At 64.7% G+C, this 16,844-nt stretch carries 22 protein-coding genes; 11 read left to right on the forward strand and 11 right to left on the reverse strand.

What is annotated here, in order from left to right; genetic code table 11:
- Positions 1 to 174: 174 nt before the first annotated feature.
- On the reverse strand, positions 175 to 780 hold the full coding sequence (locus NX782_RS12670) for a winged helix-turn-helix domain-containing protein (protein ID WP_258845830.1): 606 nt from the start codon (positions 778 to 780) through the stop codon (positions 175 to 177).
- Positions 781 to 1,388: 608 nt separating this feature from the next.
- Here NX782_RS12670 and NX782_RS12675 point away from each other — a divergent pair.
- Both NX782_RS12675 and NX782_RS12680 read left to right on the forward strand, forming a co-directional pair.
- Positions 1,389 to 2,420, forward strand: a complete 1,032-nt coding sequence (locus tag NX782_RS12675) for an OmpA family protein (RefSeq protein ID WP_308632939.1) — start codon at positions 1,389 to 1,391, stop codon at positions 2,418 to 2,420.
- A 119-nt stretch (positions 2,421 to 2,539) separates the two neighbouring features.
- Positions 2,540 to 3,565: a YihY/virulence factor BrkB family protein gene (locus NX782_RS12680; RefSeq protein WP_258845832.1), complete on the forward strand. Its 1,026-nt coding sequence runs from the start codon at positions 2,540 to 2,542 to the stop codon at positions 3,563 to 3,565.
- Positions 3,566 to 3,628: 63 nt separating this feature from the next.
- On the opposite strand, the gene NX782_RS12685 is transcribed toward NX782_RS12680, so the two are convergent.
- The 3 genes from NX782_RS12685 to NX782_RS12695 form a co-directional block, all read right to left on the reverse strand.
- Complete coding sequence (locus tag NX782_RS12685; protein ID WP_370661789.1) at positions 3,629 to 4,903, reverse strand: AI-2E family transporter; 1,275 nt, start codon at positions 4,901 to 4,903, stop codon at positions 3,629 to 3,631.
- Positions 4,904 to 5,040: 137 nt separating this feature from the next.
- Complete coding sequence (locus tag NX782_RS12690; protein WP_258845833.1) at positions 5,041 to 5,355, reverse strand: BON domain-containing protein; 315 nt, start codon at positions 5,353 to 5,355, stop codon at positions 5,041 to 5,043.
- Between the two features lie 63 nt (positions 5,356 to 5,418).
- Positions 5,419 to 5,967 (reverse strand): hypothetical protein, encoded by a 549-nt coding sequence (locus tag NX782_RS12695; protein ID WP_258845834.1) that lies wholly within the window; start codon positions 5,965 to 5,967, stop codon positions 5,419 to 5,421.
- Positions 5,968 to 6,161: 194 nt separating this feature from the next.
- Here NX782_RS12695 and NX782_RS12700 point away from each other — a divergent pair, with 194 nt between their 5' ends.
- Both NX782_RS12700 and NX782_RS12705 read left to right on the forward strand, forming a co-directional pair.
- Positions 6,162 to 6,635, forward strand: a complete 474-nt coding sequence (locus tag NX782_RS12700; RefSeq protein WP_258845835.1) for an outer membrane lipoprotein — start codon at positions 6,162 to 6,164, stop codon at positions 6,633 to 6,635.
- A 66-nt stretch (positions 6,636 to 6,701) separates the two neighbouring features.
- Positions 6,702 to 7,091 (forward strand): hypothetical protein, encoded by a 390-nt coding sequence (locus NX782_RS12705; protein ID WP_258845836.1) that lies wholly within the window; start codon positions 6,702 to 6,704, stop codon positions 7,089 to 7,091.
- A gap of 150 nt (positions 7,092 to 7,241) precedes the next feature.
- Here the strand turns inward: NX782_RS12705 and NX782_RS12710 are convergent, their stop codons facing one another.
- From NX782_RS12710 to NX782_RS12735, 6 genes are all read right to left on the reverse strand, one after another.
- Positions 7,242 to 7,595, reverse strand: coding sequence for a hypothetical protein (locus NX782_RS12710; RefSeq protein WP_258845837.1), 354 nt, complete (start codon positions 7,593 to 7,595; stop codon positions 7,242 to 7,244).
- Positions 7,596 to 7,606: 11 nt separating this feature from the next.
- The gene (locus NX782_RS12715; protein ID WP_258845838.1) at positions 7,607 to 7,993 is read right to left on the reverse strand and encodes a phage holin family protein; all 387 of its coding nucleotides are present in this window, start codon (positions 7,991 to 7,993) and stop codon (positions 7,607 to 7,609) included.
- A gap of 18 nt (positions 7,994 to 8,011) precedes the next feature.
- Complete coding sequence (locus tag NX782_RS12720; RefSeq protein WP_258845876.1) at positions 8,012 to 8,278, reverse strand: ElaB/YgaM/YqjD family protein; 267 nt, start codon at positions 8,276 to 8,278, stop codon at positions 8,012 to 8,014.
- A gap of 131 nt (positions 8,279 to 8,409) precedes the next feature.
- Positions 8,410 to 8,946 carry a ferritin-like domain-containing protein gene (locus NX782_RS12725; RefSeq protein ID WP_258845839.1) on the reverse strand — a complete coding sequence of 179 codons (537 nt, stop codon included), beginning with the start codon at positions 8,944 to 8,946 and terminating at the stop codon, positions 8,410 to 8,412.
- Positions 8,947 to 8,991: 45 nt separating this feature from the next.
- Positions 8,992 to 9,915 carry an OmpA family protein gene (locus NX782_RS12730; protein WP_258845840.1) on the reverse strand — a complete coding sequence of 308 codons (924 nt, stop codon included), beginning with the start codon at positions 9,913 to 9,915 and terminating at the stop codon, positions 8,992 to 8,994.
- Between the two features lie 13 nt (positions 9,916 to 9,928).
- Positions 9,929 to 10,321, reverse strand: a complete 393-nt coding sequence (locus NX782_RS12735; protein ID WP_258845841.1) for a DUF4398 domain-containing protein — start codon at positions 10,319 to 10,321, stop codon at positions 9,929 to 9,931.
- Positions 10,322 to 10,513: 192 nt separating this feature from the next.
- Here NX782_RS12735 and NX782_RS12740 point away from each other — a divergent pair, with 192 nt between their 5' ends.
- From NX782_RS12740 to NX782_RS12750, 3 genes are all read left to right on the forward strand, one after another.
- Positions 10,514 to 12,637, forward strand: a complete 2,124-nt coding sequence (locus NX782_RS12740) for an AsmA family protein (protein WP_258845842.1) — start codon at positions 10,514 to 10,516, stop codon at positions 12,635 to 12,637.
- Between the two features lie 66 nt (positions 12,638 to 12,703).
- Positions 12,704 to 13,015 carry a BON domain-containing protein gene (locus NX782_RS12745; protein ID WP_258845843.1) on the forward strand — a complete coding sequence of 104 codons (312 nt, stop codon included), beginning with the start codon at positions 12,704 to 12,706 and terminating at the stop codon, positions 13,013 to 13,015.
- 35 nt (positions 13,016 to 13,050) lie between these two features.
- Complete coding sequence (locus tag NX782_RS12750) at positions 13,051 to 13,272, forward strand: YMGG-like glycine zipper-containing protein (RefSeq protein ID WP_258845844.1); 222 nt, start codon at positions 13,051 to 13,053, stop codon at positions 13,270 to 13,272.
- 113 nt (positions 13,273 to 13,385) lie between these two features.
- Here NX782_RS12750 and NX782_RS12755 read toward each other — a convergent pair whose 3' ends face one another.
- The gene (locus NX782_RS12755; protein ID WP_258845845.1) at positions 13,386 to 14,117 is read right to left on the reverse strand and encodes a Crp/Fnr family transcriptional regulator; all 732 of its coding nucleotides are present in this window, start codon (positions 14,115 to 14,117) and stop codon (positions 13,386 to 13,388) included.
- A 178-nt stretch (positions 14,118 to 14,295) separates the two neighbouring features.
- Between NX782_RS12755 and NX782_RS12760 the strand changes: the two genes are divergently transcribed.
- From NX782_RS12760 to NX782_RS12775, 4 genes are all read left to right on the forward strand, one after another.
- Positions 14,296 to 15,132, forward strand: a complete 837-nt coding sequence (locus NX782_RS12760) for a glycine zipper 2TM domain-containing protein (RefSeq protein ID WP_258845846.1) — start codon at positions 14,296 to 14,298, stop codon at positions 15,130 to 15,132.
- A 162-nt stretch (positions 15,133 to 15,294) separates the two neighbouring features.
- Positions 15,295 to 15,525 (forward strand): hypothetical protein, encoded by a 231-nt coding sequence (locus NX782_RS12765; RefSeq protein ID WP_258845847.1) that lies wholly within the window; start codon positions 15,295 to 15,297, stop codon positions 15,523 to 15,525.
- 90 nt (positions 15,526 to 15,615) lie between these two features.
- Complete coding sequence (locus tag NX782_RS12770) at positions 15,616 to 15,762, forward strand: lmo0937 family membrane protein (RefSeq protein WP_230029538.1); 147 nt, start codon at positions 15,616 to 15,618, stop codon at positions 15,760 to 15,762.
- Between the two features lie 106 nt (positions 15,763 to 15,868).
- Positions 15,869 to 16,546, forward strand: coding sequence for a YiaD family glycine zipper/OmpA-like lipoprotein (locus NX782_RS12775; RefSeq protein ID WP_258845848.1), 678 nt, complete (start codon positions 15,869 to 15,871; stop codon positions 16,544 to 16,546).
- Positions 16,547 to 16,844: the final 298 nt, after the last annotated feature.

Below are 16,844 nucleotides of genomic sequence, written 5' to 3' on the forward strand. Positions count from 1 at the left end.
GCCGCATATGGGAATCCTTATCTGCTTTTCAATTAAAAAGTGAGCAGTAAATAAAAAGCCACCGCCCGGAGGCGGTGGCGTCCATCATGCCGTTTCCACGCTTTTCGACTACCGATGGCAGCCGCGCTGAGGTTCAGGGCAGATTCGGGAGCGAGGCCCGGTCGGGCCCTGCAATTATTTGGCGACCTGGCTCGGCGCCGGGCCGAACAGGGCGGCGACCAGCGGATCGCGGGTGACCGGGCTGCGGTTCACGCGGATCGCGTAGTGGGTGTCGTCGGCCAGGATGTGGAAGTGGCGGCCGGTGCCGGCCATGCTCTGCTCGCGCAGGCCCGGACGCTCCTTGCGCGGGGCGGCGCCTTCGCGCTTCGGCTGGCAGATCGCGGCCAGGAAGGCCTTGACGCGCTCGGGATCCGGCGAAATGCGGTACACGGCCTTGCCCAGGTAGGTGGCGGTGCCTTCGATATAGCGTGCCAGTTCGATCACGCCGGCTTCGCGCAGGTCGCGGATGTACTTGCGGGCGCCCGACGGCGAGAACTTCAGGAACCAGGCGATCTCGTCTGCCAGCATTTCATGCGTCTGCAGCTCGCCGATCAGCTTTTGCATGTTCTCGATGCGGCGCTGGGTTGCCGAAGTCGACCGCACACGCTCGATCGGCGCCAGCGAGATCGGGGCGCGCTCGGTCGGTTGCGGCGGGACACGTTCAATCAGTGCAGAGTTGCTGGAAGTGTGGACTGCTCCGGTGTCGCCCTGTACCGCATTGTAGTGAGTCGCTGCATGCATGTTGGTTTACTCCATGTAATGAGACTGTGTTCTGTATGGCCCGGACCGACGTCTATCTCTATGACCTTGAGACAACTTGCCGGTTCCGCTTAACTGAATACAAGATTGCCTGCGTCAGACCCGGAGTTCTGTGCGCCAGCCAACATTGCCGAAAATTTCTCAAAGTTATTTTTCCGGCAGCGTATTGACACAACACAGCCGCTCGATTGCGAAAAATGGGGAAAACCGGCGGTTTTTATGGCAGAGGTGACAACAAAGCCATAAATAACGGTGGATTCCTGCTGGACATAAAGGGATCGTGACTTGTCGATCCGGAAATTATTACAATTAGAAACAATTCATTTTAGAAACGTTCTCGCTTTGCCAATCTTCCCGATAGGAAATAAATAGCCGACGTAGCGCGACGATGAGGAATCTTAAACCACGTTTCACTGATGAGCAGGTAAAAAGAGGAACTGTCGCGTTGCGTAATTGTCACAAACACCGTGGCCTAGGTGCGGTACCGCACGGACCCTTGCAAAGCCGGGCTTGTATTCTTGACCACAACATCACTGCTAGGCACGCGATGTCTGTACCTTTACAACCTATGGGAGTTACCTGTGAATAATATGAAGAAGATCGCTCTTGCTGCCGCCCTGCTCTGCTCGGCTGGCGCCACGCTGGCTCAAGAAGAAATCATCAATCCGTCGTGGTATGTGGCGCCGACCGTCGTTGGCATCAAGCCCGACCACGATTTCGGCGTCGGCGACAAGGACTGGGGCGGCGGGTTGAAGTTCGGTAAGCCGGTGCACCCGCTGTGGGACATCCAGATCGGCGCCACCGAAGCGCGTGCCGACAATGATCTGACCAAATACCGCCAGACCCTGGTCGGCGTCGATGCGCTGCTGATGCTGTCGCGTAAGCAGTTCCGTCCGTTCCTGCTGGTCGGCGTCGGCGGCGAGCGCGATCGCATCCAGCGTCCGGGCTACAAGGTCTCCGGCTGGTCGCCGTTCTACACCGCCGGCCTGGGCTTCCAGGCCAGCCTGAACGACCGCTGGTCGCTGCAGGTCGATGCCAAGGCAGTCAAGAGCAACCTGCGCAAGGACGACGAGTTCGGCTTCAGCAAGGCGCTGACCAAGTACGTCGGCGTCAGCCTGGCCTACGCCTTCAACCCGCCGCCGGCACCGTACGTTGCCCCGGCTCCGGCGCCGGCACCTGTCGCCGAAGCTCCGGCTCCGGCACCGGCTCCGGTTGCTCCGCCGCCGCCGCCGGCACGCTTCGAGAAAGTCACCCTGGACGCCAGCAAGACTTTCGAGTTCGATAAAGCAACCGTGATCCTGCCGGCACCGAAGCTGGACGACATCGCTGCCGCCCTGCAAGCCGACCCGTCGATCACCAACGTCGACATCACCGGCTACACCGACCGCCTGGGCTCGACCAAGTACAACCAGAAGCTGTCGGAGCGCCGCGCCAACGCGGTCAAGGAATACCTGGTCAGCAAGGGCGTCGACGGTAGCCGCCTGAACGCCACCGGCAAAGGCGAGCAGAACCCGGTCGTCACCGACTGCAACCAGAAGAAGAAGTCCGAGCTGATCGAGTGCCTGGCACCGAACCGTCGCGTCGAAGTGGAGCAGATCACCATCGAACGCCGCGTGCAGTAATGCAGCACTAGAGGTCATGCGGGAACGCCGAGCGCTCCCGCATGGTCTTGCCACAGGGCGTAGGCCCATGTTGGCCAACGACGCGCCTCCGGGCGCGTTCTTTATTTGGAGGAAGCGATATGGATGTAAGAAAACGGTTGCCGGAATTCGGCAAACTCGTCCACGTGATGCGCTGTTCCGTCAGCGAATGGGTGGACCACCGCGCTGCAAGCAAGGCCGCGGCCCTGGCCTACTACTCCCTGTTCTCGCTCGCCCCCATCCTGGTGCTGGTGATCGCCGTCGCCGGCTTCTTCTATGGTACCGAGGCGGCGCAGGGCCAGCTGATGGGCCAGTTGCGCGGGCTGCTCGGCGCGCAGGGCGCGGAAACCATCCAGTCGATCGTGGCCGGCGCCCGCAACAAGGACAGCGGCGTGTTTGCCACCATCGTCGCCTCGGTGCTGCTGGTGGTCGGCGCGACGTCGGCCTTTTCCGAACTGAAGGACAGCCTGGACGAGATCTGGGACGCACCGCCGCCCAAAGACGCCGGCTGGTGGGTCACGATCAGGACCCGCCTGCTGTCTTTCGGTGTGATCCTGACCCTGGGCTTGCTGCTGATGACCTCGCTCGTCGTGTCGGCCGCCCTGAACGTCCTGGAAAATTACATCGGCGGCATGTGGCATGACGCCACCGTCATCCTCGGCTGGGTTGCCTCGGGCTTCAGCTTCCTGGTGATCGCCACCATGTTCGGCGCGATTTACAAGCTGCTGCCACGCATTAAGCTGTCCTGGCATGACGTGACCATCGGCGCGCTCGGCACCGCGTTGATGTGGACCCTGGGGAAATTCGCGATCGGCCTCTACATCGGCAATAGCGGCACCACCAACAGCTTCGGCGCGGCCGGTTCGCTGATCGCCCTGCTGCTGTGGGTCTACTACTCGGCGCTGATCTTCTTCTTCGGTGCCGAATTCGCACGCCAGTACGCGATCCAGCTGGGCAGCCTGAGGAAACAGGAAATCACCGCGGCATCGGTGTCCCCGCTGGGCAAGCTGCCGAACGGGAAGCCGGACCGCCGGATTCGCGACCGCCGCACTGCCGGCAGGCGCGACCGCCGCGGCGCCGGGGCGCCCGACCGCAGGCTGGGCGTGGCAGTCGGTAACAATGCCTGAGAACCGCCGGCCGGGCTGTACCGGCAGCGCCTCGCGAAGCCCGCGCCGGGCTTCGTGAGGCGCCTACTCTCCCAGCAGCTCGGCCACGACTTCCATCCCCTCCACCCGCTCGGCGACCACCTTCACCACCACCACCATCGGCACGCCGAGCAGCAGACCCCACATGCCCCACAGCCAGCCCCAGAACAGCAGGCTGACGAACACGGCGGCCGGGTTCATCTTCGCGATCTTGCCGGTCATCCAGGTCGTGACGACCATGCCGACCAGGGTCGCGATCGCCAGCGAAGCACCGGCCACCAGGATCACCATGCGCAGCGATTCGAACTGCAGGAAAGCGACCAGGCCGGTGGCCGAGGTGATCAGGAGCGGGCCGAAGTAAGGCATGATGTGCGCCACGCCGGCGAAGATCGCCCAGGCGCCGGCGTTCTCGAGCCCGATCATGCGCAGCGCGCCCCACATCAGCAGGGCCAGCAGACCGTTGGTGACGAGCAGCATGAACATGTAGTTCTGGATCGAGGTGTTGATGTCCTCGAGGATGTGCACGGTGACCTTCTTGCGCGTCAGCGAAGGACCGGTCAGCTTGACCAGCTTGCGCTTGAAGGTGTCGCCCGCCAATAGCAGGAAGAACACCAGGAAGATCACCATGGTCGCCTGGGAGATGAAGCTGGCCAGGCCGACCGAACCGGCCAGCAGCCAGTCCATCACGCGGAAATTGCTGGCGCCGGGCGTGCTGGCCGGCACCGGCTTACGCTGGATCGCGCGGCGCGCGTCCGAACCGGCGTTGGCCGCGGCCTGCTCGATCTCGGCGGCCGCCGCCTGCACCTGCTGGATGGTCGAGGGCTGGCCGTCGGACGCTTCCATGATCAGCTTGGTGACCTTGTGCGTGAGCGCGGGCAGCTCGTCGATGATGTTGAAGAACTCACCCTGCACGCGCTGGACGGTCAGCGCCATGCCGGCCAGGATCGCGGCCGTGACCAGGGTGGCGCCGATCGCGCGCTTGACGTGCCAGCGTTCCAGCCAGCGCACCACCGGACTGAGGGTGTAGGCGATGAAGATGCCGAGCAGCAGCGGCACGAAGAAATTCTTGGCCCATTGCAGGGCGAATACAAAGGCGACGGTGGCCAGGATGCCCAGCGACATGCCGCGCGCGTTGACGTGGACCGGCAGGCGCAGTGCGCCGTGCATGGCCCCCAGCTCTTCGCCGGTGGGTGCGCCCTCGCTGTTCAAGAGGCCGGCTTCGCGCGCCGCCTCTTCAGGCGTGCCCAGGCTGGCCGCCGGCGGCGCGGCGGTGGATTCGGATGGCTTGACGCTGGTGTTGCCGGGTGGAGCGAGCTGCATAGCATTACCTGAAAAAAGAAAAGGCCAACCCCAGGGCTGGCCGTCGATTCCACTCCAGCCGACGCGCCCGGGCGCCCCGATGGGGGTCGCCCGCGCGGGCCGGAGATGTCATCCGGCGTCAGCCAATTCTACTTAACTTATTTGACGCGGATGTCGTTCTTCACCGACGAAACACCTTTCACGCCACGAGCGATGTCGGCAGCGCGCTGGGCATCGCCCGGCTGGGCCACGAAGCCCGACAGCTGCACGGCGCCTTTGTAGGTTTCGACGTTGATCTCGGTGGCCTTCACGTTCGGATCGGCGGCGAAAGCGGCTTTCACCTTGCCGGTGATGGCAGCGTCGTCGAGGTATTCGCCGGTGCTTTCCTTGTTCGGGCCCGATGCGCAGCCGACCATGGTGAAGGCGACGGTGGCGGTGAAGATGGCGGTAGCGATACGTTTGGTCATGTTCATGATGAGCTCCTTTGTTGATTGGCCTGTGGCCGGTTATAAATCGTTCAGACTGCTTCGTTCAAATCACTTGCCGAACTGGACTTTGGCGTTGGAAACGCACTGGTCGCGGGCGGCGCCGGCAAAGGCGTCGCAGCGTTCCATGGCAACCTTCCAGGCCGCAGCCAGCTTGTCGTCGCGAGCTTCGTTGCGCGCTTCGATGGTTTTCTGGTCGGCCTTGGCGTCGGCTTGCGCCGCCACCAGGGCCGCCTTTGCCTGCGCCTGGCAGACATCCTTGTCGTTGCCGGCCAGGCCGGCACAGCGCGCCTTGTCGCGGCTGTAATTCGCGTCGGCGATACGCAGGCGGGCACGGGTGTACGCCTTCAGCGTGTCCTCGTACTTCGCGCGCGCTTCTTCTTCGGTTCGCACACGCGCGGCCTTGGCTTCGGCCACGCACACATCCTTCGGGTTGCCGGTCACGGCATCGCACTGGGCGCGCGCATTCTTGTAATTGGCCGCCGCCAGTTCGCGCGCCTGTTCGTAGGCCAGCTTGGCTTCCGGCGTCGCGGCTTTCGCATGGGCAACCCACAGCATGGCAGCGCCCAGCAGCAAGATCACATGGGGTGGTGTCCGCATTGTTTTTCTCCTTTTTCAACACACAGGTGATGTTTTACTCTGCCGTAAGCAAGAGTTCTGTTCGGTGGCGTACACATACAAAAAGTGTTGTTTAGACATGGATGAGTCACAAGTAAAGACGGTGCGTCATCGCACAGACCTCAGGCGTGGGCCTCCTTAATCTGAGCCTACAATCTTTGCCAGGAGGACAAGTCATGAAAGCTATTCGATCTCTCACCGCCCTGGTCGCGGTCGGCGCCATCCTCGGCGGTTGCGCCAGCAGCAGCCCTGATCCCTACTACGGCAACCAGCGCTACGGCGACGGCTATAACACCAGCTACCGCGACAGCGCGTCAAGCGGTTACGGCACCATCGAATCGATCCAGGTGACCAATGTCGAAGGCCGCACCAGCGGCGCCGGCGCCATCGTCGGCGGCCTGGTGGGCGCCTTGGCCGGCAACCAGGTCGGCAGCGGCGGCGGCCGTACCGCGGCCACCGTGGCCGGCGGCGTGGCGGGCGCGGCAATCGGCAACAACGTCGAACGCAACCGCGATGCAGGCCAGCAAGGCTATGCAGTGAATGTCCGCCTCGACAATGGCGAATACCGCACCGTGGTGCAGGACAATGTCTACGACCTGCGTGTGGGCAACCGCGTGCGCATCGTCGACGGCCGCGTCTACCGTTATTGATCGGGCACTTGCGAAGGCCGGCGCGCGCTGCGCCGGCCTTCGTGCGTCCGCAGAAGGGAGAACATCATGAGACAAGCAACAGCGATGCTGCTGGCCGCCCTGCTCGCATCCGCGGGAGGCCTCGCCCAGGCCCAGTCGCAGCCCCAGGCGAACGACGACAGCACGGTCGCCCCGGCCGTGAAAGCGAAGCAGGCCGCGGAGATCCGCCAGGGCGATCCCGCGCGCTGGCAACAGAACGATCCGACGCGCCAGGCGCGGCTGAAGACTTTGCAGAAGGAGATCGGCGCGGCGTATGCGGAAGCGAAGAACGCCTGCCGCGAGAGCACGGCGGCCGAGCGTGCGGCCTGCCTGAAGGAAGCCCGCGCAACCTACGAGCAGGACATGAAGAATGCACCGGCCCAGCTGGACGCGGCGCCGGAAGGCGCCGTGCAGACCACGCGCACGGTGCAGAACTGAGTTGTAGAAGCAGGATCGGCGGCGCGGAGAGCGCCCACAAAAAGACGGCGTCCAATCCAGAGATTGCGACGCCGCTCAAGCCCCACCATATTCTGTGTCGTCTGCCATCCGAAGCGGCCCGGTGATGCCTGGCCGCTTGCGGATGCGCTCTCAGTATGCCATTTGCTGCGCGCGTTTGCGCTGTACGTACCAAGCGGCAACGCCAGCCAGAGCAGCAACCCCCAGCGCCGGCTTACCGAGCTTGCGCTTACGGATGAAGCCTAGCACGGTTAGGGCATAAGGGGCCAGCGCCGATACGCTTGTACCGGTTGGTTTCAGCAGTGCGTCGGCACGCGCGCGCAGAACCCAGGTCGCGTGGTCGAGCACCGAATGGAACATCACTTCGGGACGGGCCGAGTGCTTGATCTGGGCGCGTGCGTGCGCGACGCCGGCGCGATAGAACTCGCCGTCGCGCAGCAGCGCGCGCTTCTTTTCCTCGTGGCTGCGATGATCGTTCTTGTCCATGTTCTCTCCGATTACATAATCATGTCGCGGTCGTTGCGCAGTTCCTTCATCGTCTCCGGGAAGGCCAGCTTGCCCTGCTTCAGCATGGACAGGCCCTTGGCCACCAGGATGCCGGTGACGACGAGGAAGACGATGAACATGACGAGCAGGATCTTCCAACCCATTTCGTCCCAGGCCAGAGCGACGATGGTCGCGGTGCCGTAGGCGATGGCGAACCAGGTGGCGAGGATGGCGCCGGCGAAGATGGCGACCAGCTCGATCAGGTGGTTGCGCACCTCGGTCATCTCGAGCGCGGCAAGCTCCACGCGCGACACCACGAGGCCGAACAGGTTTTTCGCCAGGCCCGTGATCCCACCCATGAGGCCGGGGCCATGCACGACGTTTTCGTTATTTTCCATGGCTGCCCCCGACCCGGATTATTTGCGGCCCAGCAGGACACCGAGCAGCAGGCCAGCGCCGGCTGCCACGGCAACGGTGCGCCATGGGTTGTCTTTAACGTAGACATCGGCAGACTGCGCCAGTTCCTTGCCCTTGACCATGGCTTGATCCTTGTACTGGCTGCCCTTGCCCAGCGCCGCGTCCAGCATGTGCATGCCGCGCTCGCGCAGTTCGTCGGCCTTGGTGCCGGTCAGCGAGGCGGCCGCGGTCAGCAGCGACTGGGCATCCTTGACCAGCGTCTGCATGTCGGCGCCGGCATCGTCCAGCTTGCCGTCGATGGAAGCCGCGGTGGCTTTGGCGCGTGCGGCGTTGGCGTTGGCGCGGATGGATTCGAGCATGTTGTACTCCTTGTTCTTTGGTGGGTTGGTAAGAATTCTTATGCCAGCAGGTCGGCCATGTCGTCGGCGTGTTCCTCTTCGGTCGCCAGGATCTCGATCAGCATGTTCTTGGTGGTCGGGTCCTTGTCGCCGATCGCCAGGATCATCTGGCGGTAGGATTCGATCGCCACGCGCTCGGCGATCAGGTCGGCGCGGATCATCGCCTGCACGTCTTCCGAATCGTCGTACTCGGCGTGGCTGCGCTGGGTCAGCGTGGCCGGGTTGAAGTTCGGCGAACCGTTCAGCTGCACGATGCGCTCGGCGATGCGGTCGGCGTGGTCCTGTTCCTGCTGGGCGTGCTCGAGGAACTCGGCCTTGATGTGGGCGACGTTCGGGCCGCTCGCGGTGTAGTAGTGACGCTTGTAGCGCAGCACGCACAGCAGCTCGGTGGCCAGCGCGGCGTTCAGCATCGCCACCACCGCCTCGCGGTCGGCGGCGTAGCCTGCGGTCACGGCGCCGTCTTCGAGGTTGGCGGCGGCCCGGCGGATCTCCTCGATGTCGAAGCCGTGCGCCAGGTTGGAATTCGTCTCGTTCATGGTCTGTCTACCCTTCTTTCAAATAAAACTGCAACTGCGGATGAATCAGCGCGCCGCCGCTCGCGGCGGGATCGACGCGTTCTCGTTCGACAGCACGATTTCGACGCGGCGGTTCAGCTGGCGGTTCGAGGCGCTGTCGTTCGACGCCACCGGGTACGCTTCGCCATAGCCGCGCATCGCCACGCGCTCGCGCGGGACGCCGAGGCTGGTCAGGGCCTGGGCCACGGATTGGGCGCGGCGCTCCGACAGTTCCTGGTTATGGGAATGGCTGCCGGTGCTGTCGGTAAATCCTTCGACCAGCACGGTGCGGTCGGGGTTCTGCATCATGACCTCGGCCAATTTGCGCACGGTCGCCATGCCGTTCGGCGTCAGCTCGGCGCGGTCGGTACCGAACAGGACGTCTCCGATCGTGACCACCATGCCGCGCTCGGTCTTCTGCGCGTGCAGCTCGACCAGGATGGCTTCCAGGCGCGCCGAACGCTCGGCCAGCTGGGCGGCCTGCTGCTGGGCAGCGGCGGCCTGGGCCTGGGCGTCCTGGGCTTGCTGCTGGGCAGCGGCGACCTGGGCGTTGGCGGCGGCGGCTTCGCGCTTGGCGCGCTCGGCCTCGGCGGTGCGGGCTTCGAGCTGCACGCGGTCGCGCTGGCGGCTGGCATCGGCGATCTCGGCCTCGGCGGTCTTGGCCTTCGCCACTTCCTGGGCGGTGGCGATGCGCTGCTTGGCCACATAGGCCAGGCGGTCGATGGTGTCCAGGCTCTCGCGCTTGGCGGCGGCCTGGTTGGCGCGGTCGAGCGCCTCGCTGGCCTGGCGGAATTCCATCGGTGCGTTGCTGGCGACGGCCGGGTTGTTGCTGGCGGCCACATAATCGGCGCGCGCCTCGTCGAGGGTGGCGGTGGTGGTCGGGACGGTGCTGCAGGCGGCCAGCAGCACGGCGCTGGCGAAGGCCGCCGATTTCAGAAACGTCGATTTCATCGTAGCTCCTTTTTTATTGTTGATCGGAATTGGCGCGGTCCACTTCCTGGCGCAGCACGCGCAGATCTTCGTTCAGCGCGTTCGATGCCGCCGTGGCCTTGGCCGAGGTCGCCTTGGCCTGGGCCAGCTTGGCATCGGCCTGGGCCTGCACCGCGAGTTCGCGGGCGCGCTTGTAATCCTTGGCGGCCAGCGCCTGGTTGGCCTGCATCATCTTGCTGCGAGCGGCGCTGATCTCTTCCGGCGCCAGCTCGGGCGCACCGGCCGACACGGCGTTATCGACGGCGTTGTGCGATACCGCGACAGCAGCCGTGGCCGGGGTCTTTTCCGGGCTCGCGCAGGCGGCCAGGCTCAAGACCGCGGCGGCTGCGCCAACCCGCAACAACAGGTTCATCGATTTCATGTCCATCGTCGTACTCCCGTTTGAAGAAAGATTGTGTTGGTAACGTTATAAGCCTCTTGCTCACAGAGATCGGTTCGCTGCCGCACATAGAGCCTGTGTTGCATCAATGCCTACCCCGCTTGGGTGCGACACCGCACATTGATTTGCCGACCTTTACGTTAATGTGGCCTCAACACACTCCCACCAGAAGGATTGCTTATGACAACCCAACAGCATGAGGAGAACAGGCCGGCGGACCAGGCGAGCCCCGGCAACGCATCCGGCAAGCACCACGGCAAGCGCGCCATGTCGCGCGGGCTGAAGATCGTGCTCTGGATCCTCGGCATCCTGATCGCCATCCCGGTCATCGCCATCATCATCCTGCTGACCTTCGACTGGAACCGCGCCAAGCCCTGGCTGAACGCCAAGGTCAGCGACGCCATCGACCGCCCCTTCGCCATCGTCGGCGATCTGTCGGTCAAATGGGAACGCCCGTCGGACACCATCATCCCGGGCCAGCGCACCTGGCGCGACCACATTCCCTGGCCGCACCTCTACGCCAACGACGTGCACGTCGGCAATCCGGCCAACATGGCCAGGGGCGATACCGCCAGCGTGCGCCAGGTCTCGTTCTCGCTGAACCCCTTCCCGCTGCTCAAGCACACGATCAATATTCCCGTGCTGCGGGTCGACGGTCCGCGCCTGGAACTGCTGCGCACCGATGCGACGCACTACAACTGGGCCTACAAGCACGAGAAGAAGGAATCGAAGTGGGAGCTCGACCTCGAGCGCCTGGTGCTGGCCAAGGGCGTCATCCACATCAAGGATGCGGTCACCGACGCCGACATCACGGCCGACGTCGACACCATCGCCAACGATCCGACATACGGCGTCGCCTTCAAGGTCCACGGCACCTACAACGACGCGCCGGTCACGGGCGGCGGCAAGACCGGCGGCGTGCTGACCCTGAAGGACCAGGACGCGCCCTTCCCGGTCCAGGCCGACGTGCGTTCGGGTCCGGCCCGGCTGGCGCTCGAAGGCACGGTCACGCGGCCGGCCAAGCTGGCCGGGGTCGACCTGCAGCTGAAGCTGGCGGGCCGCAGCCTGGCGCGGCTCTACCCCTTCACCGGGGTGGTGCTGCCCGAGACCCCGCCCTTCTCGACCGACGGCCACCTGACCGGCACGCTGGCCGACGAATCGGACAGCAAGCGCAGCCGCTGGACCTACGAGAAGTTCAAGGGCAAGGTCGGCGAGTCCGACATCAACGGCACCCTGACCTTCCAGGGCCAGAAGCCGCGCAACAAGCTGAGCGGCACCATCCACTCGAACCAGCTGCGCTTTGCCGACCTGGGTCCGCTGGTCGGCGCCGATTCCAACGCCAGCAAGCGCGAACGCGGCGTGGCCGCGGTGCAGCCGAAGGACAAGGCGCTGCCGGTCGAGAAGTTCAACACCGCGAAGTGGAAGGTGCTGGACGCCGACGTGCGCTTCACCGCCGACCGCATCGTCAAGACCGCGCAGCTGCCGCTCAACAAGCTGAACACCCACCTGACGCTGGACAACGGCGTGCTGAAACTGCACCCGCTTAACTTCGGCCTGGCCGGCGGCACCGTGACGTCGGACATCACGCTGGACGGCAGCGGCGGCGCCGGCAAGGATGCGATCAAGGCCACGCTGGACGCCACCGCGCGCCACATCGAGGTCAAGCAGCTGTTCCCGCAGGTCCAGAAGATCCAGCAGGCCACCGCCGGCGACATCTATGCGCAGGCCAAGCTGACCGCCACCGGCGACTCGGTCGGCGAGATGCTCGCCAAGTCGAACGGCGAAGTGAAGGGCCTGGTCAGCGAAGGCGTGGTCAGCAAGCTGCTGCTCGAGGAAGCCGGCCTGAACGTCGGCAACATCATCATCACCAAGCTGTTCGGCGACAAACAGGTCCAGCTGAACTGCCTGGCGTCCGACCTCGACGTCAAGAACGGCGTGGCCTCGACCAACACCTTCGTGCTCGACACCGAGGAAGCGATCGTCGACATCAACGGCTGGGTCAACCTCGGCAACGAGCAGATGGACCTGCGCGTGAAGCCGGAGACCAAGGCGCTGCGCCTGTTCACGCTGCGCACCCCGTTCTACGTGCGCGGCACCTTCAAGAAGCCCGACCTGCAGCTCGACAAGAAGGTGCTGGCGATGAAGGGTGGCGCCGCGGTGGCGCTGGCCGTGGTGGCCGCGCCGGCCGCCGCCCTGCTCCCCCTGATCAACACCGGTCCGGGCGAGAAGAGCCCCTGCGCTTCCCTGCTGGCCGAGGCCAGGGCCAAGCCGCAGGCGCCGCCGCCGGGCAAACAGAAACGCTGAGCTGAGTGCAGGTGTGTGAGATGTCGAACAGACCCCAGTTTTGTGCATTACTAGAATGGAATCACTATGAAGCAATTCGGATGTACCGCGACGCTGCTGGCTGCCTTGGTGCTGGGCCCGGTGACCGTCTCGGGATGTGCCTCGACCAATTCGCAATCGGACCAGGCCATCAAGGACGCCACCATCACGACCGGAGTCAAGGCAGCCATCGTCGGGGATCCGAACCTGAAGGTTTCCGAGCTCAAAGTGGAAACCGATCAGGGCGTCGTGCAGCTGGGCGGATACGTCAGCTCGGCGGACGACGTGGCGGCGGCTGCAGCGGCCGCGCGCACAGTGAAGGGCGTGAAGTCGGTCAGGAATGACCTGCGCCTCAGGTAGAAGACAAGACCAAACCCACCGTAAGGAGATCCATCATGAAAACCATCAAACAAATCGTTCTGACTGCTTCCCTGGCAACTGCTGCACTGGCCATGACCGGCTGCGCCGACATGTCGCGCCAGGACCGTAACACCGCTGTCGGCGCCGGCGTCGGCGCCGTGGCCGGCTCGGTCCTGACTGGCGGCAGCGCTGTCGGCGCAGTGGGCGGCGCAGCCGTCGGCGGCGTGATCGGCAACCAGACCGGCAAGACCCACTAAGTCGCACGGCAGCCCGCTCGACGCGGGTGATGTGAAAACGCCCCGCTTCGTGCGGGGCGTTTTGTTTTGTGCCGATCGATGGAAGAAAAGCCGCCGGGCCGGCGGCCCGGAGATCACACGAACAGCGGTGCGGAGGTGCCGGCCCCAGCCTCGCGCACGATCTCGTAGCAGGTGCAGGCGGCGTGGGACAAGCCGAGCGGATCGAGGATCTCGATATTGCCCCGGCTGTAGTTGATCAGGCCCTGCTGCTGCAGCGCGCTGGCGGCCTTGGTGACGCCGACCCGCCGCACACCCAGCGCATGCGCCAGGAATTCGTGGGTCAGGTGGAAGCGGTCGGACTGCAGGCGGTCGCGCGTGACGAGCAGCGATCGCGCCAGGCGCGCTTCGAGCACGTGGTAGCGGCTGCACACGGCGATCTGGATGGCCTGGGCCAGCAGCGTGTCCGTGTAGCGGTACAGCACGCGCTGCAGCGCCGGACTACGCGCGAACTCGGCGCGAAACAGGTCGGCGTCGATGCGGCTGGCACTGCCGGCACGCTGCACCACGGCGCGCACCTGGGTGGTGTCGTGGCCGAGCGCGACGGTGGCGCCGATCATGCCTTCGCGGCCGACCAGGCCGACTTCCAGCGTCATGCGCACTTCGGCCACGGCCATCATCGAGACCAGGCAGTCGTGCGGAAAATAGATGTGGCGGATGGGGTCGCCCGGTTCGCACAGCACGGCCCCCACCTCCACCTGGACCTGGTCGAGCGCCGGCAGCATGCGTGCCAGATCTTCCGGCGGAAGCGCGGCCAGCAGCAGGTTGGCGTTATGCTCGGCGACCATGGGTGCAGCAGGAGAATTCATCGGACCCTCGCGGTTGGACGCCAGGGCAGAGCTGCGGCTGACGTCGCGGTATCATTTGCTAACAACTTTTGGTCAGCGTACCGGCGCGGCCGGGCGAAGTATGTACGGTGACGCACGGAACCGGTTGTTGTTGACAGAGACAATGCCTGGACCGAACTGAAGAACATAGAGGCCAGCCATGAACCCGAACCATACGACACCATCGACACGCAGCGGACAGCATCCGCTCCTGATCCTCGCGGCACTCGCCGTGATCCTGTTCTGCGCGGTCGGCACGGCCGCCATCATGGGCTGGCTGCCCTCCTCCAAAGGACGCACGGCGACGGGCGACCTGAGCGAGGCCGACCGCGCCGCCCTCAACGCCAGCCTGCAGCAGCCGGGCTATGCCGCCCAGCCGACCACCGGCGCCTATGCGCCCGCCACCCCGGTGACGACCGCACCGCTGCCGGCCACCCAGCCGGCGACGATCGCGCCGACCACGGCCAGCACCGCCGCTGGCTATGCGCCAGGCTACGCGCCGGCCTACCCGGCCCAGGGCAGCACCGCCTACGGCAACAGCGCCCAGGGCGCGACTGGCTCGGGCTACGCCGAACCAGTGCCGGCGCCGACACCGGTGCGCGAAAGCCACCCGAAGGCGAAGACCACGACCCGCGTCGCGCAGGAAGACTCGGCGAGCCGCTGGTGCAGCAACTGCGGCAACGTCGAATCGATCCGCACGATCACGACCCGCGCCCAGGGCAGCGGCATCGGTGCCGCCGGCGGCGCCATCCTCGGTGGCCTGCTGGGCAACCAGGTCGGCGGCGGCCATGGCCGTCAGCTGGCGACGGTGGCCGGTGCGGTCGGCGGCGCGGTGGTCGGCAACCAGGTCGAAGGCAATATGAAGGCCAACCACAGCTACGAGATCCGGGTCCGCCTGGACGACGGCACCCTGCGCACCTTCCACCAGCAAAGCGCGCCGCAATGGCGCACCGGCGACCGCGTGCGCATCGTCAAGGGTTCGCTGCGCGCGGCATAAGTCACCCTCTACCCATGCCGGGTGAGATCGAACGGGGCTGCGGCCCCGTTTTTGTTTTCTTTTTCGCAATGTGCGCCAGCGCACGGAACGTGGGCTTGTGTCGGTCAAGAATCATTTAACGCCAGCTCATCGGCAGAGACCAATCACGCGAAAGGGAGTCCAATGAACAGCATTGCATGGATGGGCATCATTCTCTGGGGTCTGCTTCTGACCGCCTTCGGCCTCGTCAGCGCCGGGCCGGCGCCGCAGCCGGGCACGACCGACATCGCCGCCCACGACGTGTTCTTCCTGATCACCGGCGGCCTGCTGACCTGCCTGATCGGTTTCGTCGGCCTGATGGGTTTCATGGGCTGGGTGCCGGGATTGCGAAAAGAACAAAAATCCGTGGCCTAATGTACGTCAACGAACGGAGCACAGCGGCGCCTTTTGGAATACTGAACTCACGGCAAAGACATCGCCGGTTCAAACGAAGAGGACACTATCATGCTCTATACTATCGCTGTCGTACTCATCATTCTTTGGCTGCTGGGCCTGGTAACTTCCTATACCGTCGGCGGCTTCATCCACATCCTGCTGGTCGTTGCCGTGATCATGATCCTGGTTCGCCTGATCAGTGGACGTGGCATATAAGGTCCCGTTACGCAACACCCGCAAGACTGACCGATCCGTTTCGCGGTCGTGCCCTGAAGATGAGGGTGCGACTACGAAACGGATGTTTTTTTTGAAGGAGCACATCATGAACAAACACACCGCCCTCTTCCGGTCCACCCTGTGCGCGACCGTCCTTGCCGTGGCCGCCAGCGGCTGCGCCGACATGAACGCGACCCAACGCGGCACCGCCACCGGCGCCGGCGTCGGCGCTGGCCTGGGCGCCATCATCGGGGCCAGCACGGGTGGCGGCGGCAGCGGCCGCGCCACCCGCGGCGCGGTGCTGGGCGGCCTGGCTGGCGCCGTGGCCGGCAACGTCTGGTCGAAACACATGGAGCAGCAGCGCCAGGCGATGGAACAGGCCACCCGCGGCACCGGCGTGCAGGTCTCGCAGACCGCCGACAACCGCCTCAAGCTCGAGATCCCGAGCGACATCTCCTTCGACACCAACCGGTCCGACATCAAGCCGAACTTCCGGCCCATCCTCGACCGCTTCGCCAGCACGCTGCAGGAGAATCCGGCCACCTACGTGACCATCATCGGCCACACCGACAGCACCGGCGGCGACCAGATCAACCAGCCGCTGTCGCTCGACCGCGCGGCCCATGCGCGCGACTACCTGGCAGGGCGCGGCGTCAATCCGAACCGCATCACCGTCGAGGGCCGCGCGGCACGCGAGCCGATCGCCTCGAACGACGATCCGGCCGGCCGCGCCCGCAACCGCCGCGTCGAAATTTATGTGAACGAACCCGGCCGCGCCGGCTGATCCTTGCCGGGCGCCGCAGCGCTACCCGCGGCGTCTGGTGAATTTCAGTGATATTTGAATGGGTGATGCGGCGCGCAAGCGATAGACGCTGCCGCATCACCCGTTTCGTATTTACGCAAGCAAAATCCCGCGCATCTTTTCTCCCTCCCAGTACCCGTTTCCACATGCATTAGTTTTTCTTGTGCATATACGGAAACAGTGCCAATGTTGCATGGCACCATCACCCCTGTTTATACCCGTTGCAATATGCACACAAAATCACGAATCCGATTTGACTTTTTCGTATCAGAAATGTTCT

Source organism: Massilia norwichensis (assembly GCF_024753245.1).
Classification (GTDB): Bacteria; Pseudomonadota; Gammaproteobacteria; order Burkholderiales; family Burkholderiaceae_D; genus Telluria; species Telluria norwichensis.

Coding starts and splice junctions, on each gene's coding strand:
- NX782_RS12745 (WP_258845843.1), top strand. CDS start 12,704: ATGAAGCAATTCGGATGTACCGCGACGCTGCTGGCTGCCTTGGTGCTG.
- NX782_RS12740 (WP_258845842.1), top strand. CDS start 10,514: ATGACAACCCAACAGCATGAGGAGAACAGGCCGGCGGACCAGGCGAGC.
- NX782_RS12765 (WP_258845847.1), top strand. CDS start 15,295: ATGAACAGCATTGCATGGATGGGCATCATTCTCTGGGGTCTGCTTCTG.
- NX782_RS12680 (WP_258845832.1), top strand. CDS start 2,540: ATGGATGTAAGAAAACGGTTGCCGGAATTCGGCAAACTCGTCCACGTG.
- NX782_RS12695 (WP_258845834.1), bottom strand. CDS start 5,967: ATGCGGACACCACCCCATGTGATCTTGCTGCTGGGCGCTGCCATGCTG.
- NX782_RS12735 (WP_258845841.1), bottom strand. CDS start 10,321: ATGGACATGAAATCGATGAACCTGTTGTTGCGGGTTGGCGCAGCCGCC.
- NX782_RS12700 (WP_258845835.1), top strand. CDS start 6,162: ATGAAAGCTATTCGATCTCTCACCGCCCTGGTCGCGGTCGGCGCCATC.
- NX782_RS12725 (WP_258845839.1), bottom strand. CDS start 8,946: ATGAACGAGACGAATTCCAACCTGGCGCACGGCTTCGACATCGAGGAG.
- NX782_RS12750 (WP_258845844.1), top strand. CDS start 13,051: ATGAAAACCATCAAACAAATCGTTCTGACTGCTTCCCTGGCAACTGCT.
- NX782_RS12775 (WP_258845848.1), top strand. CDS start 15,869: ATGAACAAACACACCGCCCTCTTCCGGTCCACCCTGTGCGCGACCGTC.
- NX782_RS12730 (WP_258845840.1), bottom strand. CDS start 9,915: ATGAAATCGACGTTTCTGAAATCGGCGGCCTTCGCCAGCGCCGTGCTG.
- NX782_RS12755 (WP_258845845.1), bottom strand. CDS start 14,117: ATGAATTCTCCTGCTGCACCCATGGTCGCCGAGCATAACGCCAACCTG.
- NX782_RS12690 (WP_258845833.1), bottom strand. CDS start 5,355: ATGAACATGACCAAACGTATCGCTACCGCCATCTTCACCGCCACCGTC.
- NX782_RS12760 (WP_258845846.1), top strand. CDS start 14,296: ATGAACCCGAACCATACGACACCATCGACACGCAGCGGACAGCATCCG.
- NX782_RS12685 (WP_370661789.1), bottom strand. CDS start 4,903: ATGCAGCTCGCTCCACCCGGCAACACCAGCGTCAAGCCATCCGAATCC.
- NX782_RS12705 (WP_258845836.1), top strand. CDS start 6,702: ATGAGACAAGCAACAGCGATGCTGCTGGCCGCCCTGCTCGCATCCGCG.
- NX782_RS12670 (WP_258845830.1), bottom strand. CDS start 780: ATGCATGCAGCGACTCACTACAATGCGGTACAGGGCGACACCGGAGCA.
- NX782_RS12720 (WP_258845876.1), bottom strand. CDS start 8,278: ATGCAGACGCTGGTCAAGGATGCCCAGTCGCTGCTGACCGCGGCCGCC.
- NX782_RS12770 (WP_230029538.1), top strand. CDS start 15,616: ATGCTCTATACTATCGCTGTCGTACTCATCATTCTTTGGCTGCTGGGC.
- NX782_RS12675 (WP_308632939.1), top strand. CDS start 1,389: ATGAAGAAGATCGCTCTTGCTGCCGCCCTGCTCTGCTCGGCTGGCGCC.
- NX782_RS12710 (WP_258845837.1), bottom strand. CDS start 7,595: ATGGACAAGAACGATCATCGCAGCCACGAGGAAAAGAAGCGCGCGCTG.
- NX782_RS12715 (WP_258845838.1), bottom strand. CDS start 7,993: ATGGAAAATAACGAAAACGTCGTGCATGGCCCCGGCCTCATGGGTGGG.